This is a genomic window from Exilispira thermophila (genome assembly GCF_055389015.1).
Genome location: NZ_AP042476.1, coordinates 2,201,906 through 2,224,336, shown reverse-complemented (window position 1 = coordinate 2,224,336; position 22,431 = coordinate 2,201,906). Strand labels below are relative to the sequence as shown.

At 23.4% G+C, this 22,431-nt stretch carries 16 protein-coding genes; 9 read left to right on the top strand and 7 right to left on the bottom strand.

Annotated elements, in window-relative coordinates:
- The first annotated feature begins 20 nt into the window (after positions 1-20).
- Together lnt and ACZ5EC_RS09400 are read left to right on the top strand one after the other, a co-directional pair.
- Positions 21-1,652, top strand: a complete 1,632-nt coding sequence (gene lnt, locus ACZ5EC_RS09405) for an apolipoprotein N-acyltransferase (RefSeq protein ID WP_464302223.1) — start codon at positions 21-23, stop codon at positions 1,650-1,652.
- 521 nt (positions 1,653-2,173) lie between these two features.
- Positions 2,174-3,913 carry a PEGA domain-containing protein gene (locus tag ACZ5EC_RS09400; protein WP_464302222.1) on the top strand — a complete coding sequence of 580 codons (1,740 nt, stop codon included), beginning with the start codon at positions 2,174-2,176 and terminating at the stop codon, positions 3,911-3,913.
- 429 nt (positions 3,914-4,342) lie between these two features.
- On the opposite strand, the gene ACZ5EC_RS09395 is transcribed toward ACZ5EC_RS09400, so the two are convergent.
- Positions 4,343-5,269 (bottom strand): 3-phosphoglycerate dehydrogenase, encoded by a 927-nt coding sequence (locus ACZ5EC_RS09395; protein ID WP_464302221.1) that lies wholly within the window; start codon positions 5,267-5,269, stop codon positions 4,343-4,345.
- Positions 5,270-5,420: 151 nt separating this feature from the next.
- On the opposite strand from ACZ5EC_RS09395, the gene ACZ5EC_RS09390 reads away from it, so the two are divergent.
- The 5 genes from ACZ5EC_RS09390 (at position 5,421) to feoB (ending at position 10,300) form a co-directional block, all read left to right on the top strand.
- Positions 5,421-6,569 carry a CD0519/CD1768 family membrane protein gene (locus ACZ5EC_RS09390; protein ID WP_464302220.1) on the top strand — a complete coding sequence of 383 codons (1,149 nt, stop codon included), beginning with the start codon at positions 5,421-5,423 and terminating at the stop codon, positions 6,567-6,569.
- A 246-nt stretch (positions 6,570-6,815) separates the two neighbouring features.
- Entirely contained in the window at positions 6,816-7,517 is a 702-nt protein-coding gene (locus ACZ5EC_RS09385) for a metal-dependent transcriptional regulator (RefSeq protein WP_464302219.1), read from the top strand.
- Complete coding sequence (locus tag ACZ5EC_RS09380; protein WP_464302218.1) at positions 7,498-7,719, top strand: FeoA family protein; 222 nt, start codon at positions 7,498-7,500, stop codon at positions 7,717-7,719. Before ACZ5EC_RS09385 ends, ACZ5EC_RS09380 begins: the two co-directional genes overlap by 20 nt.
- 191 nt (positions 7,720-7,910) lie before the next feature.
- Positions 7,911-8,153: a FeoA family protein gene (locus tag ACZ5EC_RS09375; RefSeq protein ID WP_464302217.1), complete on the top strand. Its 243-nt coding sequence runs from the start codon at positions 7,911-7,913 to the stop codon at positions 8,151-8,153.
- Positions 8,150-10,300 (top strand): ferrous iron transport protein B, encoded by a 2,151-nt coding sequence (gene feoB, locus ACZ5EC_RS09370; protein WP_464302216.1) that lies wholly within the window; start codon positions 8,150-8,152, stop codon positions 10,298-10,300. The genes ACZ5EC_RS09375 and feoB overlap by 4 nt, the downstream gene beginning before the upstream one ends.
- 316 nt (positions 10,301-10,616) lie before the next feature.
- Here feoB and ACZ5EC_RS09365 read toward each other — a convergent pair whose 3' ends face one another.
- The gene (locus ACZ5EC_RS09365; protein WP_464302215.1) at positions 10,617-11,999 is read right to left on the bottom strand and encodes a nicotinamide-nucleotide amidohydrolase family protein; all 1,383 of its coding nucleotides are present in this window, start codon (positions 11,997-11,999) and stop codon (positions 10,617-10,619) included.
- Between the two features lie 216 nt (positions 12,000-12,215).
- Between ACZ5EC_RS09365 and ACZ5EC_RS09360 the strand changes: the two genes are divergently transcribed.
- The gene (locus tag ACZ5EC_RS09360) at positions 12,216-12,962 is read left to right on the top strand and encodes a Bax inhibitor-1/YccA family protein (protein WP_464302214.1); all 747 of its coding nucleotides are present in this window, start codon (positions 12,216-12,218) and stop codon (positions 12,960-12,962) included.
- A 50-nt stretch (positions 12,963-13,012) separates the two neighbouring features.
- Here the strand turns inward: ACZ5EC_RS09360 and ACZ5EC_RS09355 are convergent, their stop codons facing one another.
- The 4 genes from ACZ5EC_RS09355 to ACZ5EC_RS09340 all read right to left on the bottom strand — a co-directional run bounded on the left by ACZ5EC_RS09355 (position 13,013) and on the right by ACZ5EC_RS09340 (position 18,508).
- Positions 13,013-14,044, bottom strand: coding sequence for a DHH family phosphoesterase (locus ACZ5EC_RS09355; protein WP_464302213.1), 1,032 nt, complete (start codon positions 14,042-14,044; stop codon positions 13,013-13,015).
- Between the two features lie 159 nt (positions 14,045-14,203).
- Positions 14,204-16,432: an efflux RND transporter permease subunit gene (locus ACZ5EC_RS09350; RefSeq protein ID WP_464302212.1), complete on the bottom strand. Its 2,229-nt coding sequence runs from the start codon at positions 16,430-16,432 to the stop codon at positions 14,204-14,206.
- A gap of 15 nt (positions 16,433-16,447) precedes the next feature.
- Positions 16,448-17,782 (bottom strand): aminotransferase class V-fold PLP-dependent enzyme, encoded by a 1,335-nt coding sequence (locus ACZ5EC_RS09345; protein ID WP_464302211.1) that lies wholly within the window; start codon positions 17,780-17,782, stop codon positions 16,448-16,450.
- A 90-nt stretch (positions 17,783-17,872) separates the two neighbouring features.
- Complete coding sequence (locus tag ACZ5EC_RS09340; protein ID WP_464302210.1) at positions 17,873-18,508, bottom strand: class I SAM-dependent methyltransferase; 636 nt, start codon at positions 18,506-18,508, stop codon at positions 17,873-17,875.
- A gap of 766 nt (positions 18,509-19,274) precedes the next feature.
- On the opposite strand from ACZ5EC_RS09340, the gene ACZ5EC_RS09335 reads away from it, so the two are divergent.
- Positions 19,275-20,264, top strand: a complete 990-nt coding sequence (locus ACZ5EC_RS09335) for an Rpn family recombination-promoting nuclease/putative transposase (RefSeq protein WP_464302209.1) — start codon at positions 19,275-19,277, stop codon at positions 20,262-20,264.
- 564 nt (positions 20,265-20,828) lie between these two features.
- Here the strand turns inward: ACZ5EC_RS09335 and ACZ5EC_RS09330 are convergent.
- Entirely contained in the window at positions 20,829-22,346 is a 1,518-nt protein-coding gene (locus ACZ5EC_RS09330; RefSeq protein WP_464302208.1) for an ATP-binding cassette domain-containing protein, read from the bottom strand.
- Positions 22,347-22,431: the final 85 nt, after the last annotated feature.

Genomic DNA, 22,431 nt, shown 5'->3' with positions numbered 1-22,431 from the left:
AATGGAACATAATTAAAAAAATGAAAAAAATATTAAATTTTTTATTATTATTCATATCTTTTGTGCTTATTTCAATTTCTTTTTATTTTATTGGACTAAATTATTTAATATTTATAGCTTATATTCCACTTTTTCTATGGATGAATTCCCACAAATTTTGTAATGGGAAACTATACCTTTTTTTAATAGTATTATATGCAGCTTTATCCTTTTTTATAAATAAAGTATCTGTTGAAGTAAATGCTTCATTTTTAACCTATTTTGGATTATTTTTTGCACTCTCGTCTATACATATAATTATTTTTATTGGATTAAGATTATTTTTTAGAAATTTTTACAAACTATTTTTTAAAAAAATATATCACCAGATATTTAAAAATTACAAAGAAAATATCCCTTTAATATTTTTACTATCACAACTTTTATTTGAACTTGTAATGACTAAAGGGATTCTTGCATTTCCATGGTTTAATGTATCATTACCAGTTTCTTTATATAAATTTTTTATTTCAGATGCTGTGATTTTTGGTGGTACTTTTATTTCAATGAAAGTACTTTTAATAAACTATTTTTCTTATGAATTAATTAAATACTTTTCAAATTATAAATTTGCTATAACAGAAGGACAAAAAAAATATTTAAATTTGAATATAACAATTGCATTTATTGTTATAATCGTGATTTTTCTATTTTCTGTTGTTTTTTATAAATTTAATCCTTATGATAAAAAACTAATTAAATCTGATCTTATTGTTGCAGCTGCACAACCTGATATACCACTTAATTTTAAATATAAAGAAGAGTATTTTTATATTGCTATTCAAAGATTAACAAGTTTAACAATAGATGCAGCAGAAAAAAAAGTTGATTTAATTGTCTGGCCTGAGACAGCTTTTGCTGCTTATTTTAGATATGAAAATAAATATAGAAAACTATTGCAGGATATAGCTAAAGAATATAAAATTGGTATAGTATTAGGATTTCCTGATACTTTTGTAAAAAATGGTAAAAGATATCATTATAATAGTGCAACATATATTGATAAAAATGGTAATATCCATCAATTTTATAATAAGATCCAGTTAGTCCCTTTTGGAGAATATATCCCTTTATCTGATAAAATACATTTTCTAAAAAAAATAGCTCCTGAAGTTGGTATAAATCAAGACAGAGGCAAAATTAACAGCCCTTATGTTATAGAAAAAAATGGCGAAAAATATTATTTTTATCCAACAATTTGTTATGAAGCACTTTTTTCAGACCTTTTTAGAAAATTTAGAGATAATAAAGCCAAATTTTTTTTAAATCTTACAAATGATTCATGGTATGAAGGTACATATGAACAAAAGCAACATTTGTATTTAAATGTATTAAGAGCTGTTGAGTTTAAAACAACAATAGCAAGATCAGATACAACTGGAATTTCAGCTATAATTTATCCTGATGGTAGCATTGTTAATAAACTCAACTATAAAGAAAAAGGAATAGTCTATTCCAATGTTATTTTTTATAATAATGGAACATTTTATGAAAGATATGGATATATTTTATTATTAGTTTATAAATTGATTTTTTTAATTTTCTTTGTTGCAGGTTATTTATTAGAAGTTACTAGGATCATTTATACCAGGATTCATTCCAAAATTATATAATTTCTCTTTTTGTAGTTAATCTTTTTATTTAATTCCATCATCAGTTTTTTATTATTTTTATAGCTAAAATTATACCAACAAAATAATTAATATTAAAGTTTATTATATAGTTAATCCAGTAATTTAGATTATAATTGTATTATGTTAATAAAAGCACCTAAAAGAAATGGTTATTTTATAATAAACCTTCTAATCAGGCTTTTATTTATTTTTATAATTAACTTTATAAATAATTTCATAATTAAAGAATATTTATCAATTAGTATAAGCTGGATATATGAGTTTTTGATATATTTTATATAATAGTTTTTTGCTTCTGTTCAATGTATGTAATTTTTAATTTTTATAGTTTTTGGGAAATTTGTTAAAATATTTATTTGTTAATGTTTAGAATTTATTGTTTTTGATATTTACTAAAATATTTTTTTATCTATTTTTAATATGTATTGTTTTTAGTATTTGTAATTTATGATATATGTTTTTTAAATGACTTCTAATAAAAATTTTAGTTGAGAGAAAAAGTGAAAAAAAAATTAATAGTTATTGTATTTCTTCTATCTTTTTTATTTTTGTTTTATTCATGTTTTGTATCAACAGGAAAAACTTTTAAAAAAACTCTTAATGCAATCTCATCAGAAGAAAATCAAAATTCTTCTGAAACTGATGAATCAAAACCAGCAGTTATAATTAGTACCAATCCATCAGATGCAGCAATTTACATAGATTCAGTTTTTATAGGATATTCACCAGTTTCAATTGATAATATTACAGAGGGGTATCATAGTATTAAAATTATGAAGGAAAAATATTATGATATTTCTGAAACTTTTTATTTTGATGGTAAAAATAATCTTGAATTAAACTATGACCTTACCCCTATTCCTGGTTATTTAAAGATAAATTTAAATGTAAATTATTGTGATATTTACATTGATAATGAATTAATTGGAATAAATGATTATTATGAAAAAGATGTTATTTCAGTTATTATTGGAAGTCATGAGGTTTTAGTAAAAAAATTTGGCTATGAAGATATGTATATTAAAGTTGAAATAAAAGAGAACCAAATAACTGAAGTTGATATTAATTTAAAAGAAGCAAAATTTATTGCTAAAGATTTCAAAATAAATACTGATATTTTAAATCCTTATGTAGGAGATTTATTAGGATTAAAAGATAAAAATAGTTTTATTGAAGTTAATTTTTATGTCACAGCACAGGGATATGGAGTTTTTGAAGTTTATGACAAATTAGATAAGTTGGTTTTTAGAAAAAAAATACCAGTTTTTAAAACATGGGATCAAAAAGTTTTGTGGGATGGGAAAGGGCTTGATGGAAAAATTTTAAAAGATGGGCAATATAAAATAATTGTAAAAGTTAAAGGAATTTTAGTTAATACTAAAGATGTTGATGAGAAAAATAGTAGTAAAAATGAAATTAATAATAATAACGATGATAATTACACTATAAATGGTAAAAATGAATTTCCATTTGTTTTTATTAAAAATGTTTATATAAAAAGCACATATTTTATGAATTTTTCTGAAACTTTATCAGGGGATTCAGGATTACTTTTTACATCAGATCCTTTTATTATTGAACCTTTACACAAGCAGTATTTTTTAGCACTTAATTCTCATATTGAAGATCAAGATAATAACCTTTCAATTCTAAATTTTTCAATAAGATATGGACTGCTGGATAAAACAGAAATGTGTTTTGGTTTTTCCAGTTTTTTAGGGTTTAACAGTGGGAAATTTTTTTATCCTTTACCGTATTATTTAACTTCAAGTTTGAAATATAATCTTTTTTTGTCAAATTATTTTGCTTCTTCATTTCAATTGAAATTTACAATCTCAAATCAATTTAACCAGGATATATTATCAAATTATCCAGGTTTTTCTTTTTCTCTACCGTTTGTATTTATATTAAAACCTTTTAATATTTATTTTAATATTGAGGGGAAATACCCTTTAAATTTGGGAGAACAAAATTTAGGGATATCTAATACTAATTTTATTCTATATTTAAGAAATGGGATTCTTTTAAAAAATAAAAACTTTAATATTGCTATTTCCAATGTTTTAAGATTTGATTTAGTTAATAATAATTTTGTTTTATATAAACCATTTTTAGCAGGTATTGGAATATATACATCCATTTTTTCAAATTTTTATTTAAAATTTAATATCATAGGTGTGATTGAAGATTGGAATAATTATTTTATAATGACTGGAGTTAGTGCTGGTATCCTATTTTGATATTTATTTAATTTTAATTATCAATATTGTTGTTAATGATTTGTTTGTTAATTCGATTAAGCTTAATTATATTTTTTATTAATTTTCTTTTTAGTAATTTTATTCTGGTTTATCTCTAACTAAAAAAGTGACCATCATAAAGTAATGGTCACTTTGGGAAACTATTATATTATTATATATTTAGTTTGTTATTTACATTTCATTGAATAATTTCTAAATCTAATTTTTATTCATTTGTGTCATTCATTTAATTGCTATATATTAAAACTATCTATTGTTATATATTGATCTAATTTTTTATATTATTATTATCAATATTATATCTTTAATTTCATTTATTTTTAGTTATTTAACTTTATTTATTTAATACTAACTTGTTAATACTAAAATTATTTAATACTGGTTGTTTGAAATGCAATTAATTTAGTCTTATTTATTAACCTGGAAAGTAGTATCCCCTTTTTCAAAGTAATTAATTATCTGTTTTGTAGCAGCAACTGCAGCATTTATATTGGCTTCAAGAGTTTGAGCCCCCATTTTTTTTGGAGTAAAAAATACTCTATCTTCATATTTTGATAAAAATTCATCTTTTTTAACTGGGGCAATGTCTGAAAGATATTTAAATTCATCTTTTTCTTCCATAATTTTAAGTAAATCATCTTCATTTATAATTTCTTTTCGTGCAGTATTAACAAGTGTAGCATTATTTTTCATTAATGAAAGGAGTTTGTAATTAATAAACTCTTTTGTTTGCTCTATTAGAGGCAAATGTAAAGAAATATAGTCAGCATCTTTATACATTTTTTCAAGGTCAGAATATGGTTGTACACCATCTTTTTCTATCAATTTTTGATCAATAAATGGATCATATGCAATGACTTCCATTCCAAAACCTTTTGCAATTTTTGCAACATATCTTCCAACATGTCCATATGCATGGATTCCTAAAGTTTTTCCTTTTAATTCTCTTCCAGCTTTTGGATTAAATTTATTTCTAGCTATGAAAACCATCATCCCTAAAGCAAGTTCTGCAACAGCATTTGAATTTTGACCCGGAGTATTCATAACAACAATATTTTTCTCTTTAGCATATTGAATATCAATATTGTCGTATCCTGCACCACCTCTAACAATGATTTTTAAGTTAGAAGCAGCATCGATTACTTCTTTTGTAATCTTATCTGATCTTACAATTAATGCATCAACATCTTTAACAGCATTTAAAAGTTCTTCTTTTGATTCATATTTTTCTAATAACACAAGTTCATAACCTGTTTGTTTACAAATTTCTTTAATCCGGGAAACAGCTTGTTTAGCAAAAGGTTTTACAGTAGCTACAAGGATTTTTTTACTCATCTTTTATCTCCTTTAATAAAAATTTTAAAAACAAAAAATTTTAAAACATTTGATAATGAAAACTAATTTTTGGTAAAAAATAAAACATTTTCTTGCTTAATTATAATTTTTGTTATTTTTTTTTCAATATAAATTTAAAAGGGGATTATTGATGAGTGTCAAAAAAGTTAAAGCTTATTCATATAAAACATTTATATTAATCCTTTTTCTTATTTCTTTATTTGCATTTTATGGTTATAAAATGGGTGTTGCAAATTTTGTTTCAACATTGATGAATACAGCACATTCTTTACTATTGGATACTGTATTTTTTATTTTAGCATTATCAGTTTTATCAGGAGCATTTGGTAGTTTTTTAGCAGAATTTGGAGTAATTGCTTTATTAAATAAATTGTTTGCACCTATAATCAGATTTTTATGGAAACTACCAGGAGCTGCTGCAATAGGAGCGATTTCAACCTATCTTTCAGATAATCCTGCAATTATTGCATTAGCAAAAGATAAAAGCTTTATTGAATATTTTGATGAATATCAAAAACCTGCTTTAACCAATTTTGGAACTTCATTTGGTATGGGATTGGTTATAACTGCTTTTATGTTTTCAAAAGGTTTTTTTAAAGAAGCTTTAATTGGAAATTTTGGAGCAATAATTGGTTCAATAATTTCAACACGACTTATGATAAAATTTACTAAAAAAGAGTTTTCCGAACATCCTGAAATGTTGCATAAAAATAATGAAGAGAAAAATCCAAAAGAACTTTTAAATTACAGATATATAAGAGAAGGTACACTATTTCAAAGATTTTTTGATAGTATTTTAGATGGAGGAAAAAATGGTGTTGAAATGGGGATGCAAATTATACCTGGGGTTTTAATTATATGTACTGGTGTTTTAATGATGACCTTTGGTGCGGGAAACGGATATGATGGATCAGCATATCAAGGTGTACCTATTTTGCCATTTTTAGGTAAATTTATATTAAAACCATTAAACTGGTTATTTGGGTTTAAATCTGCAGAAGCAATTGCATTTCCAATAACTTCTCTTGGTGCTGTTGGAGCAGCTTTAGGATTGATTCCTGAATTTTTAAAATCAGGATTAATAACTGGAAATGATATTGCAGTTTTTACCTCTATCGGGATGACCTGGTCAGGGTACCTGTCAACACATGTAGGTATGATGGATGCTCTGGGATACAGAAAACTTGCTTCAAAAGCTATTCTTTCTCATACAATTGGTGGTTTTTTAGCAGGTATTTTTTCCCATTTTTTATATTTATTTGTAATATGGTTAGCATAACGAAAAATATATTTTGGCTGAATTATTTTATCTTTTTTATAGTTTTTATGATTATTATAATAAAAAGATAATACTTTTATAATTAAAACAATGTAGAAAATGATTAATTAAAAATTTTATTTTTAAATTTATAATTTAGTATAAAGGTTTATATTTTTAAAATTATTCTTGACAAGTTAAAATAATGTTCTAAAAGTTAGACAGGACTAACTAATATAGTATCAACTTAATGTAGGAGTATATATTATGGATATTGTTTTAACTCCTTCCAGTGAAGACTATTTAAAGGCTATTTATGAAATTGCAAAACAAAAAAAAATAGTAAGAATAAAGGACTTAACTAATAAACTTAAAGTAAAGGCTTCTTCAGTAATAAGTGCAATAAAAATTCTTGCAAATAAAAATTTAGTTATTCATGAACATTATGGATATATTGAACTAACTGAACAGGGAATTAAAGTTGGAAGAGAATTATATGAAAGGCATTTAATACTTTATAGGTTTTTAAATCAAGTATTACAAATTGATTCGGAAATAGCAAGAAAAGATTCTTGTTCTATAGAACATTATTTGCATCAAGAAACTGTTGAAAAAATTGTTAAGTTACTTGAATTTATTTCAACAGCTCCAAACAGTGAACCAAAATGGATTGTTAAGTTTAAAAATTTTTTAGATACTGGAATTAATGAATGTAAATATGCAAAAACACTTGATAAACTTGATATAGGTAAAACTGCAGTTATTAAATCAATAAATTTTAAAAGTGGTTTAAAAAAGAGACTTATGGATATGGGGATAGTTAAAGGTGAAAAAATAACTGCTATAAAAAGAGCTCCTTTAGGAGATCCAATTGAGTTTACAATTAAAGGATACAATATTTCTTTAAGAAAATCTGAAGCACAAAAAATAGACATTGAGGAGGATTCTGATGCCACTATCAATGGCTAATAAAAATAAATGTTGCAGAATTATAAATATAATTGGAGGTAGAGGAATAAAACAAAGACTTTCTTCATTGGGTATATATCCAAGTAATTTTGTTAAAATAATTAAAAATGATTTTGTTGGGCCATTAATCATAGAAATAAATAATTCAAAATTAGCTATTGGAAGAGGGATGGCTCATAAAATAATAGTTAAAGAATGTTAGTTTTTTTAATTATTAGTTGTTGATAATGACAGGTATTAATAATAATATTTATTATAAATAATATTTATTATAAATAATATTTAAAATAATGCTATCTTTGTGTATATTACGCTTAAAAAATGCAAAAATAATTTAACTATATTTTTTTTTAAAATAAAAGTTAGTTAAAACTAACATTGTAAGGAGGAACTATGAGGCTATCAGAACTGAAAATAGGTGAAAAGTCAAAAATTATAAAAATTGATAGCAGATTAAAAATATTAAAGAAAAGGTTATCTGCTATGGGATTTATTAGAAATGAAGAGGTTCAAGTTATAAGAATTGCTCCTCTTGGTGATCCAATTGAAATTGCTATTAAAGGTTATAGTTTGTCTATTAGGAAAAAAGATGCTGAAAAAATTGAAGTAGAAAAATTAATGGGAGGTAAAAAATGAATATAGCATTTGCAGGAAATCCAAATGTTGGGAAAACAGCACTTATTAATGCTCTAGCAGGTACTAAATTAAAAATTGGCAATTGGCCAGGTGTTACTGTAGAAAAAAAAGAAGCTGAATTTGAATATCAAGGAGAAATATTTCGTTTTGTTGATTTACCAGGAGTTTATTCACTTAGTCCATTTACTATTGAAGAGAGAATCTCAAGAGATTTTATTTTAAACAATGATATTGATTGTATAGTTAATGTTATAGATTCTACAAATCTTGAAAGAAATTTATATTTAACACTCTTATTAATGGAAATGGAAAAGCCGATTGTTATATCTTTAAATATTTTTGATGAATTTGAAAAAAAAGGTTATAAAATTGATATTGATAAATTCGAACAATATCTTGGAATTAATATTATTCCTACAATTGCAACTAAGAATAAAGGAATTAATGAACTTATTTATAAAGTTTATAATGTTATAAAACTTAAAAAACAACCTAAAAAAGTTAAATATAATCTTTTATTTGATAGGTTTATAGAAAATGAAATAGATAGTCTTATTAAAAAATTAAAAAATGAAAATTTGCCAGAAAAATATCCAATTAGATGGGTGGCAATTAAACTTTTAGAAAAAGATGAATATATAATTCAGGATTTAAAAAAAGAAATAGGCAAGGACCTTTCTCCACTTGCAAAAGATCATATTATTGCAATTGAGGAAAGATTTAATGATGATACTGAAACTTTATTTACAGAAGCAAGATATGGAATAATACATGGTATTTTAAAAAGTATACTTACAAAACCTAAAAGAAATGGTATATCTTTTACTGAAAAAATAGATAAAATAGTAACAAATAAATATCTTGGATTACCAATATTTTTTATTCTTATGTATATAGTTTTCAAATTAACATTTGATGGTAGTGGACCATTTATAGATTGGGTGGATAGTTTTATAAATGGATATATTGGGAAATATATATCATTTGCTTTAAATGGAGCACCAGAATGGATTAATTCTTTTATCATAAATGGTATAATTGGAGGAGTAGGTACTGTTTTAACTTTTGTTCCACTTATGTTATTTATATATTTTTTTCTGGCTCTACTTGAAGAAAGTGGATATATGGCACGTGCAGCATTTGTTCTTGATAAAATAATGCATGGTATAGGTTTAAATGGTAAATCTTTTATACCTATGATGTTAGGATTTGGTTGCAATGTTCCAGCAATATATGCAACAAGAGCACTTGAAAATGAAAAAGATAGAAAATTAACTGCTGTTCTGGTACCTTTCATGTCCTGTGGTGCAAGACTACCTATTTATGCGCTTTTTACAGGAGTATTTTTCGCTAAATATCAAGCTTTTGTTGTATTATCTATGTATATTATTGGAATATTTATAGCAATTATTTTGGGAATTATTTTGAAAAACACAAAATCATTCAAAACAACTAAAACTCCGTTATTATTAGAATTACCACCATATAGATTACCAGCAGCAAAAATAGTATTTAGTTCTATGTGGATTAGAACAAGATCTTTTTTAAAAAAAGCAGGAACTATTATATTGGTTGCCATGATTTTCCTATGGGGCGTTATTAATCTTCCTGTAGACTCAACACCTGAGAATTCATATCTTGGAAAAACATCTAAACTTATAACTCCAATTTTTATACCAACAGGTTTTGGTAGCTGGCAGGCTGTTTCGAGTATTTTACCTGGAATTATTGCAAAAGAGGCCGTAGTTGGTGCTTTAAGTCAAACATTAGAAGTAACAAAAGAAGAAGAGGAAGAAAATAGTTTCAAATTTATTCAAGATACAAAAGATCAAATTATAAGATTTGGGAATGCTATTTTGGATTCTTTAAAAAATATGTTTGGTAGTCTAATTCCAGGTGCTTTTCAAATGGAATCAAATGAATCTTCAAATTTTTCAAAAAAAATAAAAGATATATTTACACCACTTTCTGCTTTTTCGTTTATGGTTTTTATGCTTCTTTTTATTCCATGTATTGTAACATTAGCTGCAATAAAACAGGAATTTGGATGGAGATTAATGTTATTTGAAATTGTCTTGTTGATGGTTGTTCCTTATATTTTTTCAGTTATTATTTATCAAGTTGGAAGATTATTTGGTTTTTATTAAAAATAAGTTTTTTAATATATTCATTGTTTTCAAAATAATTTTTTTTATAGATGATATAATAGTTTGAAAAAATAAAAAAGATTAATTTTTTTATAAAACTATTAATAAAATAGGGGAAGTAAGTTGATTTATAATTCATATTAAAAACTTTCCCTATTTTTTTAAAAATATTATAAACACATTTAGGTTATTTAAATAATAATGTGTAAATTAGTTATAATTCTAGAATTATAACTAATTTGACCTCCAGATTAAAATGTAAAATATTTTATAAGACTTTATCCTTTTATCCATATAAGGTGAAATAATTAGATATCTAAAATTTGCAAATATATTTGTATATTTCTAAAAATACATAGAGAATTGTTTTATTTATTATTCTTTCTCTATTCCCATTAAAAATTTGTTTTTTTATAAAAAAGATATTATCAAATAAAAACCCAAAATAAACAAGACCAATTGGTTTTTCTTTTGAACCTCCAGTTGGTCCAGCAATTCCTGTAACAGATACATTTATATCAGCACCTATTTGTTTTTTTAACCCCTTTACCATCTCTTCAGCAACTTCAGAAGATACAGCACCTTTTTGTTCAATTGATTTTACAAACAAAAGTTTTTCTTTTACTTTATTGCTATATGATACAATTCCTCCAAGAAGTGAGTTTGATGCTCCTGGAATATCTACTAATGTTTTAGCTAACCCCCCACCAGTAATTGACTCTGCAAATGCAATTGTTTTATTAAGAGAAATTAATTTTTCAAGAACTAAAAGCTGTATATCTTTATTTTCTGTAAAATCTATTTTATTTTTGATAAGTTCATCAAGATACAGGTTAACTTTTTTATTAAATTGATTAATTATTTCATTTTCATTAGGTTGATCTATGTTATTAATATCATTTTTATTATTTAAAGAGCCATTCATTTTATTTTTATTTTCTTTATCATTATCAATATTTTTAACTATTTTGTTATCTTTATATTTAAAAATTATTTCGATGTATCCTTTTCTATTAAAGTAAGAATCAATTTCTATAAAATCTGAAAGATATCCTTTCCCATGCAGGATTTCATTTTTTGTTTCACATTGTCTAAAAATGTCAAACAAAGCACTTTCACCACTATTATATACCCTTATCTCTTTTTTTAATTTATTCATCTTCTCAATTTGTTGTTTATTTATTAAATTGTTTTTAAAAAGCAGTGGTAAAACAAAATTTTTAAACATTGGTCTGTTTTCTTTTGGAGGTCCTGGAAGCAAAATATAGGCTTTGTTATCCATATAAAAAATTCCAGGTGCTGTTCCATGTTCATTTTTTAAAGGTATTGCACCATTAAATGAATAAGTCTGCTTTTTATTTGATTCATAAACAGGATATCCTCTTTTGATAAAAAATGATTCTATTTCTTTCCACAATATTTCATTAAAATATAATTTTTTGTTTAAAAATAAAGCTAATGATTCTAATGTAATATCATCATCTGTAGGACCTAATCCACCAGTAAGAACAATTATATCACTATTAGAAGTACATATTTTTAAAGCTTGAATAATATCTTTTTTTGAATCATTAACATTAATTCTAAAATTTACAGATAATCCAAGATCTGTAAATTGTTTTGAAAGGTAAGTGGAATTTGTATCATCAATTTTCCCGTTTAAAAGTTCTGTTCCTATACCAATAATTGAAACTTGCATTTTATTTCCTCGTAATTTTAATTATTATTATACTCTTTTAATATATTTAATTTAACAACTATTTTGATATATTTTAATTTTATTGTATTTATAATTTATCATTATTTTACTTTAATTTCAATAGATGCTTAAATTATTTGACTTTTAAAAGAAAAATTATCATAATTGTTATTGAAGAGATATTAATGTAAAATTTATAAAAATGAGGGGAAAAGTATGAGAACATCAAATCCAGTACTGAGCAAAAGAGCTTTTGAAAAAGTTGGATACTTTGAATTAACTGATAATGATTTAATGAGTGTTAATGGAACAATAAATAAAGCATTATTAATGTTACTTTTTGTGTTAGCTGGTGCAGGTTTAACATGGAATTTCTTTTTTAATCCTGCAAAAGTACAACTAGTTGTACCTTTAATGATTGGAGGTGCAATATTAGGTTTTATTACAGCTATAATTATTTCGCTTAAACCAACTTTAGCAAAATCCTTATCATTATTTTATGCTCTTTTTGAAGGTGCATTTATAGGGGGACTTTCTGCATTTCTTGAAAATTTATACCCTGGTATTGTAATTCAAGCTGTTGCTTTAACATTTGGTGTTGTTCTTGGAATGTTAATATTGTATAGAAGTGGAATTATAAAAGTAACAAACAAATTTAGAATGGGTGTTTTTGCTGCAACAGGAGGAATAGCTTTATATTATCTATTTACTATAGTTTTAGGTTTTTTTGGATTCAGAGGTTCATTAGTTTATTCAACATCTACTTTTGGTATAATCTTTAGTCTTTTTGTTGTAGGAATTGCAGCTTTAAATTTAGTTCTTGATTTTGATTTTATTGTTCAGGCTTCAGCAAACGGTGCTCCTAAATTTATGGAATGGTATGCAGCATTTGGATTAATGGTAACTTTAATATGGTTATATATTGAGATTTTAAGACTTTTATCAAAATTTAGTAGAAAATAGTTCTTTTATATAAAAATTTATAATAATTTAATTTGCAATAATTAAATTTATCAATTTATCTCAAAATTTTTTATTTCTGTTTTTATGATTTTAATTGCAACAGGAAGAGTCCCTTTTATTTTAAAACCAGCAGCATTTTTATGGCCACCACCTTTGAAAATATTTGCAAATTTAGCTGCCTGGCCAGATGAAGATCTGACAGAACCTTTAACAAAACCTTCATGTTCTCTTAAAAATATAACAAGATCACTATTTTTTAATGAAGTTAAATGATTTATAAATCCTTCAGTAACCATTGAATAAGAAGGTGAATTAATTGGATTTTCTTTTATAATTTTTTTGTAATCTTTATGATCTAGATAAGCTAATACTATTTTTCCTTTATTAAATAATTCAATATTATTTAAAATGGAACCCCAGATCTTATATATAACTGGATCTTTTTGTTTGAAAAGTATTTCTTTTATTTTGTGAAGTTCTCCACCCAGTTCAATTATTTGAGCAACATTTTTGAAGGTTATGGCATTTGTATTTTCAGTATTAAAATAATATGTATCATATAAAATACCAAGTAAAATTGAATTTAATAAATCTTTATTAAAAATATTTTTAGTTTCATTTTTATCAATGTTAAAGTTATTTACAAAACATTTTAGAAGTTCAAAAATAATTTCAGCTGTAGAAGGAGCCTCAGGATAAACAAGATTGTATTTGCCAAAGTTGTTATTATCCTGATGGTGATCAATGTTTGCAATAATTGGTGTAGTTTCCAGTTCTTTTATAAATGGCCTTTGAGCATTTGAACAATCTACAACAATAATATTTGTTTCTTTAATCTTTTTAACATTATCAATTAAATTAATTTTAAAGGGTGCTATCATATAATTTTCTGGTGGTAAATTTTTAAGATAAATAGAAAAATCTTTTTTCAGGTATTTTAAAATATATGCAATAGCATAAATAGATGCGATAGCATCTCCATCAGGGTCTTCATGTGCTGTTATAGCAAAATTGTTTTTATTTTTAATTGATTTAAAAAAACTAATGCATTTTTCTTTAGATATGTTTAAATAATTTTCCATAAACTTTTCCTTTGTTTTTTTATAAAATTTTCCTTTTTTGTTTTTCAAAAAATTTTTTTAATAACTTATTGAATTTACATTATTTTAAAATTGCATTTGTATCAATAGATATGAGATAAAATATATTATTATATTTTTCAATATTTTATTCTTTTAAATCTATTTCAATTTTTTAAATATAAATGATAAAAATCCTAATGTGAAAATAGAAGAAGTTGTCATTCCTATCCACATGATTTCTGTTAAGTATACATGTATAATAAATGGAGATAAACTCATTGCAGTTAATCCAATAGCAAGCCCCAAAGCATTTGCAACTATAGGTGTTGAAGTATAATCAAAAGCATTATTTGATGCAATTTCTGAAGTTTCACCTGAATTTTTGTAATGCATATAAACAGAGGTAAAATGGATAGCATAATCAATGCCAACACCTATTGTAATTCCCATCATTATAGAAGTTATAATACTTAAAGGTATAGATGCATATCCCATAAATCCAAATACTGCTATAACAGACATTAAAACTGGTATAGTTGAAAGAAATGCTGGTAAAAATTTTTTAAAATAAATTAATAAAATTATAAATATAAATAGTGTTATTAATATTACCGATTTTAATTGATTTGTTTTAATATTATCATTTAAATCTTTCATTAAATATTGTATTGATGTAACATAACTTTGAAACTCTTTTGTCCTATAATTTGATACCAGATCTTTAATTTCTGATAATGATTCATTATTAAAATTTTTGGGAAAAATGAATATTCTTGCAACATTTTGTTCTTCATTTACAAGTGAATTTAATTGTTTCTCTGAAAAAGATTTTTTTATAAAATTTTTAATAAATGTAATTTGAAATGGGAGAGTTGGATAATTTGATTCATAATTAAATTTACTGTTTTTAGAAATAATGTTATCAAGAGTTTTTTCAGGGTTTAGAAGGAATGATATTCCTCCAAGTGAATTATAAAGAGATATAATATTATAAATAGAAATAGATTTGGTAATTAACTCCTTGTTTTTCAAATCTTGTTCCATTTTAAAAACTTTTTTAGCTATATTCATGGAATATATATCTTTGTCAGTTTTAATAAGAATTTCAAAAGGCATTGCCCCATTGTTAACTTTTTGAATAATTTCCAGTCCTTTATATGGTTCTGTTGATTTTTTAAACAATGAAAGTTCATTAAAATCTGTTTTTATAAATTTTATTCCTGGTAAAAATCCAACAAAAAGAATAATTGCAATTATTATAATAGGTGCACCACTTAATTTTTTTATAAAATTTATATAGAAATTTTTTTTCTTTTTCCTGTTTATTTTTAAATCATTTGTAGTAATTGATGGAAGGATTGTCCATGTAGCAAATCCTGCTAAAATAATACCTATACTTGCACTTATAGCAAGCTGGGTTATAGATTTTGTTTTAAAAACAAGCAAAGACAAAAAACCTGCTGCTGAAGTAACTGTTGTTAAAATCATAGGAATTCCAACCATTTTTAATGTGCTGGAAACAGAATCAACAGGAGTTTTTCCTTCTTCAATTCTATCAAGATAGTGAGACATATAATGCAAGCCATCAGCACTACCAATTACAATTGTAAAAATTGGAGCAAGTAAAGTTATTATAGATAATTCTCTATACATTAATGTTAATAACCCCAGTGTCCATAATGCAGCAATACCTGCAGGTAAAACAGAAAGCAAAGTCGCTTTTTTTGCACCTATCTGAATACTGAATACCAAAAAGATTAAAATTATTGCAAATGGAGGAATTGTTAGAATAATTCTAATAATATAATCTATAAGTTTATATTGTAAATAATCATCGCCAGTTATATGAAAAGTTAAATTTTTATCCTTAAAGTATTTTTCAATTATTTTATAATCAATTTTTCTATTAATTTGTGGGATAAGAGTAAAAATTGCATAATAATCATTATTGTATTTTTTTAAAGGAGATAAATCCCCCATAAATTGGATAAATTTTTCATAAAGGGAAATATTTATTTTATCAATATTATTTTTATTAAAAATAGGGTTTGATTCGTTTTCTAGAATAGTAGTAGCTCCATTAACTTCCGATGCTTTAGAATTATTTTGAAGAAATTCCTGAACATTTACAAGCTCTTTTATAAGATTTTTATCAATTTTACTCTGTTTTGTATTAATAACAATTATACTCTGTCCTTCATCTTTAAAGTATTTTCTAACTTCATCATAAATCTTCTTTGATGGTGATTTATCTGGCATAAAAAGTTTAAAATCTGTATTTAATTTTAAAAAAAAGAGTGAGAATATACTTAAAAGATTAAAAATAATCACAATTCCAAGTATTTTTTTTCGATTTTTAGCTACAAAATTTGCAAATTTATTATACATATCCTTTACCTAATATTAATTATATGTTTCATTTAATAAAGCTTCTAATAAATATTCATAATCATTCAAAGAATTATATATATGAGCACTTAATCTTATAAATCTATTTCCTTCTATACTTACAAACATAGTTTCTATACCATATTTCTCTAAAAGTTTCAATTGTAATGTGTCTATATGGTATTTGTTATTAAATTCAGATTTTGAAAATAAAGGTACTATCGCCATACTCCCAAGCATGTTATCTGAAGGTAAAAATGAAATTGTATCTTCAAAATTATTATTATTATTATTTCTATTAATATTTTTATTATTGTTTTTGTCATTGTTTTTATTATTGTTTATATTATTGTTTGTATTATTGTTTGTATTATTGTTTGTATTATTGTTTGTATTATAAATTTTTTTTGAAAATTCTTTTAATAAAAGGTTTTTTGCTTGAATTAAAAGGTCATGATTTTTTTTCATTATTTCATTTATTCCATCAGAAAGAAGATTTTCTAAAAATTTTAAAGAATCTTTTATGGCAATATAGGGAGTATAATCATCAGTTCCATGCCATTCAAATGAATTTTTGAATTTCTCTTTTAAAGAATTACCCTGTTGGAAGTAATTACTTATCACTAATGGAGTGAAATTTTCTAAATTGTTATCTGATACATATAGAAAAGCTGAACCTTTGGGAGCACATAACCATTTATGAGCATTTCCAGTATAAAAGTCACAATTAATTTTTTCTAAATCCACTTTAATCATACCTGGAGCATGTGCTCCATCAATAAATATTTTTATATTGTTTTCTTTTGCTAAAGCAGAAATTTTTTCTACTGGAAATATAAATGCTGTTTCTGAAGTTACATGATCAACAAATATAAGTTTTGTTTTTTCTGATATTTTTTGTTTAAACGCATTAATAATTTCATCATCATTTTGAGGTAAAAATGGGAGATCAACAAAAACCAATTTAATATTTTTTTTCTGTTCTATATGTTTTAGTAAATTAAAACATGATTGATAAATAAATTTTGTTGTTAATATTTCATCACCATTACTAAATTGTAAATTGTTGAGTACTGTGTTTGCAGCTGTTGTTGCATTGGTAATAAAAGTAAGATTTTCAGGATCGCAATTAAGAAATTTAGAAAGATTTTCTTTTGATTCCAGAAGAAGTTCTCTCAGTTTAAATACAAAAAATCTTGTTGTTAAAGATTCCATTTCTTTAATATATTCTTGTTGTTTTTTTAATACAACTAAAGGAGTTGCTCCAAAAGAGCCATGATTTAATGGAATTTTTCCTTTTTCAAAACCCCATAGTTTTCTATATTTATTGAACTGTAAAGGTGTTTTCATTTTTATTCCTGAAATTTATTGTTTTAATATATAGTTTAAATTAAATATTTTTTTAATGAAATTTTTATACATGTTGATTATAACAAACTGCTATAATTTGATAGCACTTATGCCAACAAAACTTCCTTTACCATAACCTGTTTCAGGTTTTTCAACTTCGTAATCTTCTGATGGTAAAGAGAAAATTGTTTGATAAATTTTATCAATTGTAAAACCTGTTTTTTTTAACATCTCTGATATTTCATCAGTAGAAAAAAAAGTTGCTGGTTTATAAAATTTAGATTTTTCTTTATTTTTTTCATATATTTTTCCCAAAGGTGAATTTCTATCAATAAAACCAACTATAACTTTTCCATTACTTTTTAATACTCTATAAATTTCAGAAAAAGTTTTAACAGGATCATCAACAAAACATATAGCAACAACAATTAATACCCAATCAAATAAATTATTTTCAAAAGGAAGTTTTTCTGCAACACCGATTTTAGTTTTAATTCCCCAATTTTTTCTAGCTAGTTCAAGCATTTTTGAAGAAGGGTCAATTCCAATAGATATTTTAAAAGGACCACCAAATTTTCCAGTACCTACACCTACTTCCAGACTATATCCATTTTGTGGTATAATTTTTTCCATTAATAATAATTCTGATTTATATACATTCTTGTTTTTTATAAACCACTCCTCATATTCCTTAGTAAATTTTTCAAAAGGTTCGATTTTAGGCATAGAATTATCCTTTTTTTGTTTAGTTAAATATGTAAATTTAAAAATCAATTTAAAATTATCATAAATTGTTAAAAGGTTAAACAAATATTTTGTTAATAATAAAATTAAAATTATTGGGATGGTTAAAAAATAAGAGAAATTATATCATAATTGAAATTTTTCTCCTTAGTGTAGTTATGTAATTCTATTATATAACCTTTTAATGCATTAAGTCTAAAATAAAGTTTAATCTTTTTTGTCTTTGACAACTACAATCCAGTCGAAAAATTTCAATTATGATATATATAGTTTTTTTATTTATTAAATCAACAATAATAATTTCGAATTTTATTATTAACTTCACCTGCCACGAAGTCATTATTTTTTCTTTAGCCTTTGGCAACTGTAATCCAGTCGAGAAATTTTAATTAGTATATATATATTGTTTACATTTATAAAAAAACAACAACAATTACTAATTTTATTATTAACTGTACCAACCTCGAAGTCTTTATATATGTTTAGTCTTTGACAACTAACAATTGCTCTAAAAATTTCAATTATGATAAATATATTGTTTATATTTATTAAATCAAAAATAATAATTTCAAATTTTATTATTATTGGTGCTAACCACAGAAAAATAAATTATCTTTATTCTTTTTTAACTTCTACAGACTCAAATTTTTTCTAATAATTATGAAACTTTTTTGAATATTTTTTTGTCTATAAATTATAAAAGACAAATAAAAATAATATTCAGGAATAATAAAAGGAGATATATTTTATGAAAGAATTATATCTTAACTTTATTAAACACCCTCATGATACTTTCTTTAAAATCGTTTTTAAAAATATTAATAATGCTAAAGATTTTATTAATATCATATTACCTGATAATATCAAAAAATATATTAACATCAATAACCTAAAAATTGTTAACTCTTCTTACATTACAAAAGAATTTAAAAATAGATTTGCTGACCTTGTTTTTGAAACCAATCTAATTAACTCTAAACATAATATTAACATATACTTCCTTTTTGAACATAAATCATATAAAGATAATGCTATCTTTATTCAACTTTTAAGATATATGTTAGTTAAATGGGAAAAAGATTTTCAAAATAATAAAGATTTATCTTTAATAATACCTGTTGTTTTTTATCATGGTAAAAGTAAATGGGATATTAATACAGAATTTATAAATAATTTTAAAATAGATAAAGAGATTAAGAATAATTTTAAAAACTATTTACTAAATTTTAAATATCTATTTTTTAATGATAGTAAGAATAAATTAAGTTATAAAGTAATGAATTATAATAGATACTTGAAATTAGCCCTTGATGTATTAAAATATAAAGCAGAAGAAGATATGAAATTAATATCCAGGATACTTGAAGCATTAGCTAAAGAGATAGAAAATAGAGAGATAAAAAATGTATTTTATGTATATATATTGTCAATATTGAAAAGTGAAGATAGAGAAATTGTATTAAAAAAACTTGAAGAGAAGGAGAGCAAGATGCCATCAATTTTAGAATCATTGATAAAAGAAGGTATTGAAAAAGGAAAAACAGAAGGAAAACTTGAAGGTCAAATACTTGAAAAGCAGCAGGATTTGATAAAATTAATAGAATTAAAATTTGGAATAAGTGATGATGAAAAGCAGGTTATATTAAATTGTTTTGATAGGGATAAGCTTGAGAAAGGGATAGAAAAAATCCTATTTGTTAATAATAAAATTGAAATTATTGAGATATTTAAAAAATAAGAAGTGATTCTATACTAATTGAAATTTTTTTCATTAGTTCAGTTATGTAATCTATTATTACTATCTATTTATCATTAAAACAAAACTAAAATTTATAACCTATAAGTCTTTGACAACTGAAATCCATTCAAAAAATTTCAATTAGTATAGATATCAAACTTAATTTTATTTAATTAAATGCAATAATTTCAATTTTTATTATTAACTACACCAACCACGTAAATAATTTATTTTCTTTAGCCTTTGGCAACTGACATCCACTCGAAAAATTATAATAAGGATAGACTTATAAATTAAGCTTATTAAATCAAATATAACAATTTCAATTTTATTATTATCTGCACCAGCCACGAATAAATGTATATTCTTTTTAGTCTTTGACAACTGAAATCCATTAAAAAATTTCAATTAGTATAGATATCAAACTTAAATTTATTTAATCAAATATAATAATTTCAATTTTATTATTAACGGCACCTGCCAAAAAAAAATATATACTGATTAGTCTTTAGAAAATTAAAATCAATCAAAAAATATTAATTTAATACTTTTTCTTTAGATTTTCTAAAGTTTTTTCATAAATAATTTTATAAATTGAGGGCTATTCATGATTTTATCTCTATTGTCAAATAATATTTCTTTATTGTTCATATCCAGAAAAATAATTTTATCAAACCTTGATATTGTTGATAACCTATGTGAAACTGCTATGATAGTTTTTTCTTTAAATTTTTTAAATAGTTCATTTATAACTTTTTTTTCAGTCTTAGAATCAATATTTTTTGTAAATTCGTCTAAAAATATAATGTCAATTTTATCTTTATTTAAAATTGCTCTACCAAGTGCAATTCGCAATTTTTCTCCATCAGAAATAGTCATTGAATTTTTTTCAATAATAGAATTTATATTAGAAGGTAGTGAATTACAAAATTTGGTTAGATTTAAATTATCTAAAATTTTAAATATTATGTCTTCTTCTATATTATTATCAAAACAAATGTTCTCTTTTAAAGAAATATTAAAAATATAAGGATTACTACCTACAAAATTTATTTTAAGGTTAGTTTTGCTAAATGGGTCAAAATCCAATATAGCTTTATTATATTGAACTTTCCCATTGTCAAATTTCAGGATATTTGCTAATAATTTTAATAAGGTTGTCTTTCCAGATCCATTTTCCCCAACAATTACTATTTTATCTCCCCTATGTATTGTAAGATTTAAGTTTTTAATTAAATTTAATCTTATTTTTTCATTTATCTTTCCATTTATTTTTTTATTATTTTCTTTTGCTTTATATGAAAATGAACCGTTTATTATTTTTATTATTTCAGAATTAATAATTTTATTGTCTAAATATTCTATATTTGTATTTATTATTTTACTATTTTCAATAATATTATAAAAATTTATTAATAGTTCCTTTCCCTTTTTTATGTCAATAATAGAACTTATCATTCTGGAAAAATTATCTAAAAAAATATTAATTAAAAAAACTGAAAATATTATTTCAACAATATTTAATTTTTTATCTATATTTGTAAAAAATATCATTAATAAAAAAATTATTTCAAAAATATAACTTTTAGCTTTAATAAAAATGCTTAATAAATGGTTGTTTAATTTATTATTACAAAAAGAATTTGATAAATTTAAAGCAGGTTCTTTTACTTTATCCTGACAATATTTTTCTAATGAATATATTTTAACATGCCATATAGCTGAAAAAATATTTAAAATATTATTTTGTAATATTTTTGTTTTAACTGAAACTTCTTTCCAATTTTGGGTAATTTTTCTATAAAAAGTTTTAAGAAAAATTTCAGCAAAGATAGATAAAACAAATATAACTAAAAATGGAATAGGCATTGAATTAAAAAGAATGTAAGCAACAATTAAAATATTCATGATAGAGGAAATAATATAAACAAAAGATGGAAAATTAAGCATTATAAATTGAGGAACTTCAAAAATGTAGTATAAATAATTATTGGGATTATTTGAACAAAATTCAGAGTAATCTTTTTTAAGTATAGATTCAAAAGATTTGAAAAACATATCTGATAAGGGTTTAAAACACATATATCTTACATCAATAAAATTAGAAATAAAGTTCAGGAAAAAGTATATAACAATGAAAAAGGAATAATAAATTAATATACAAATA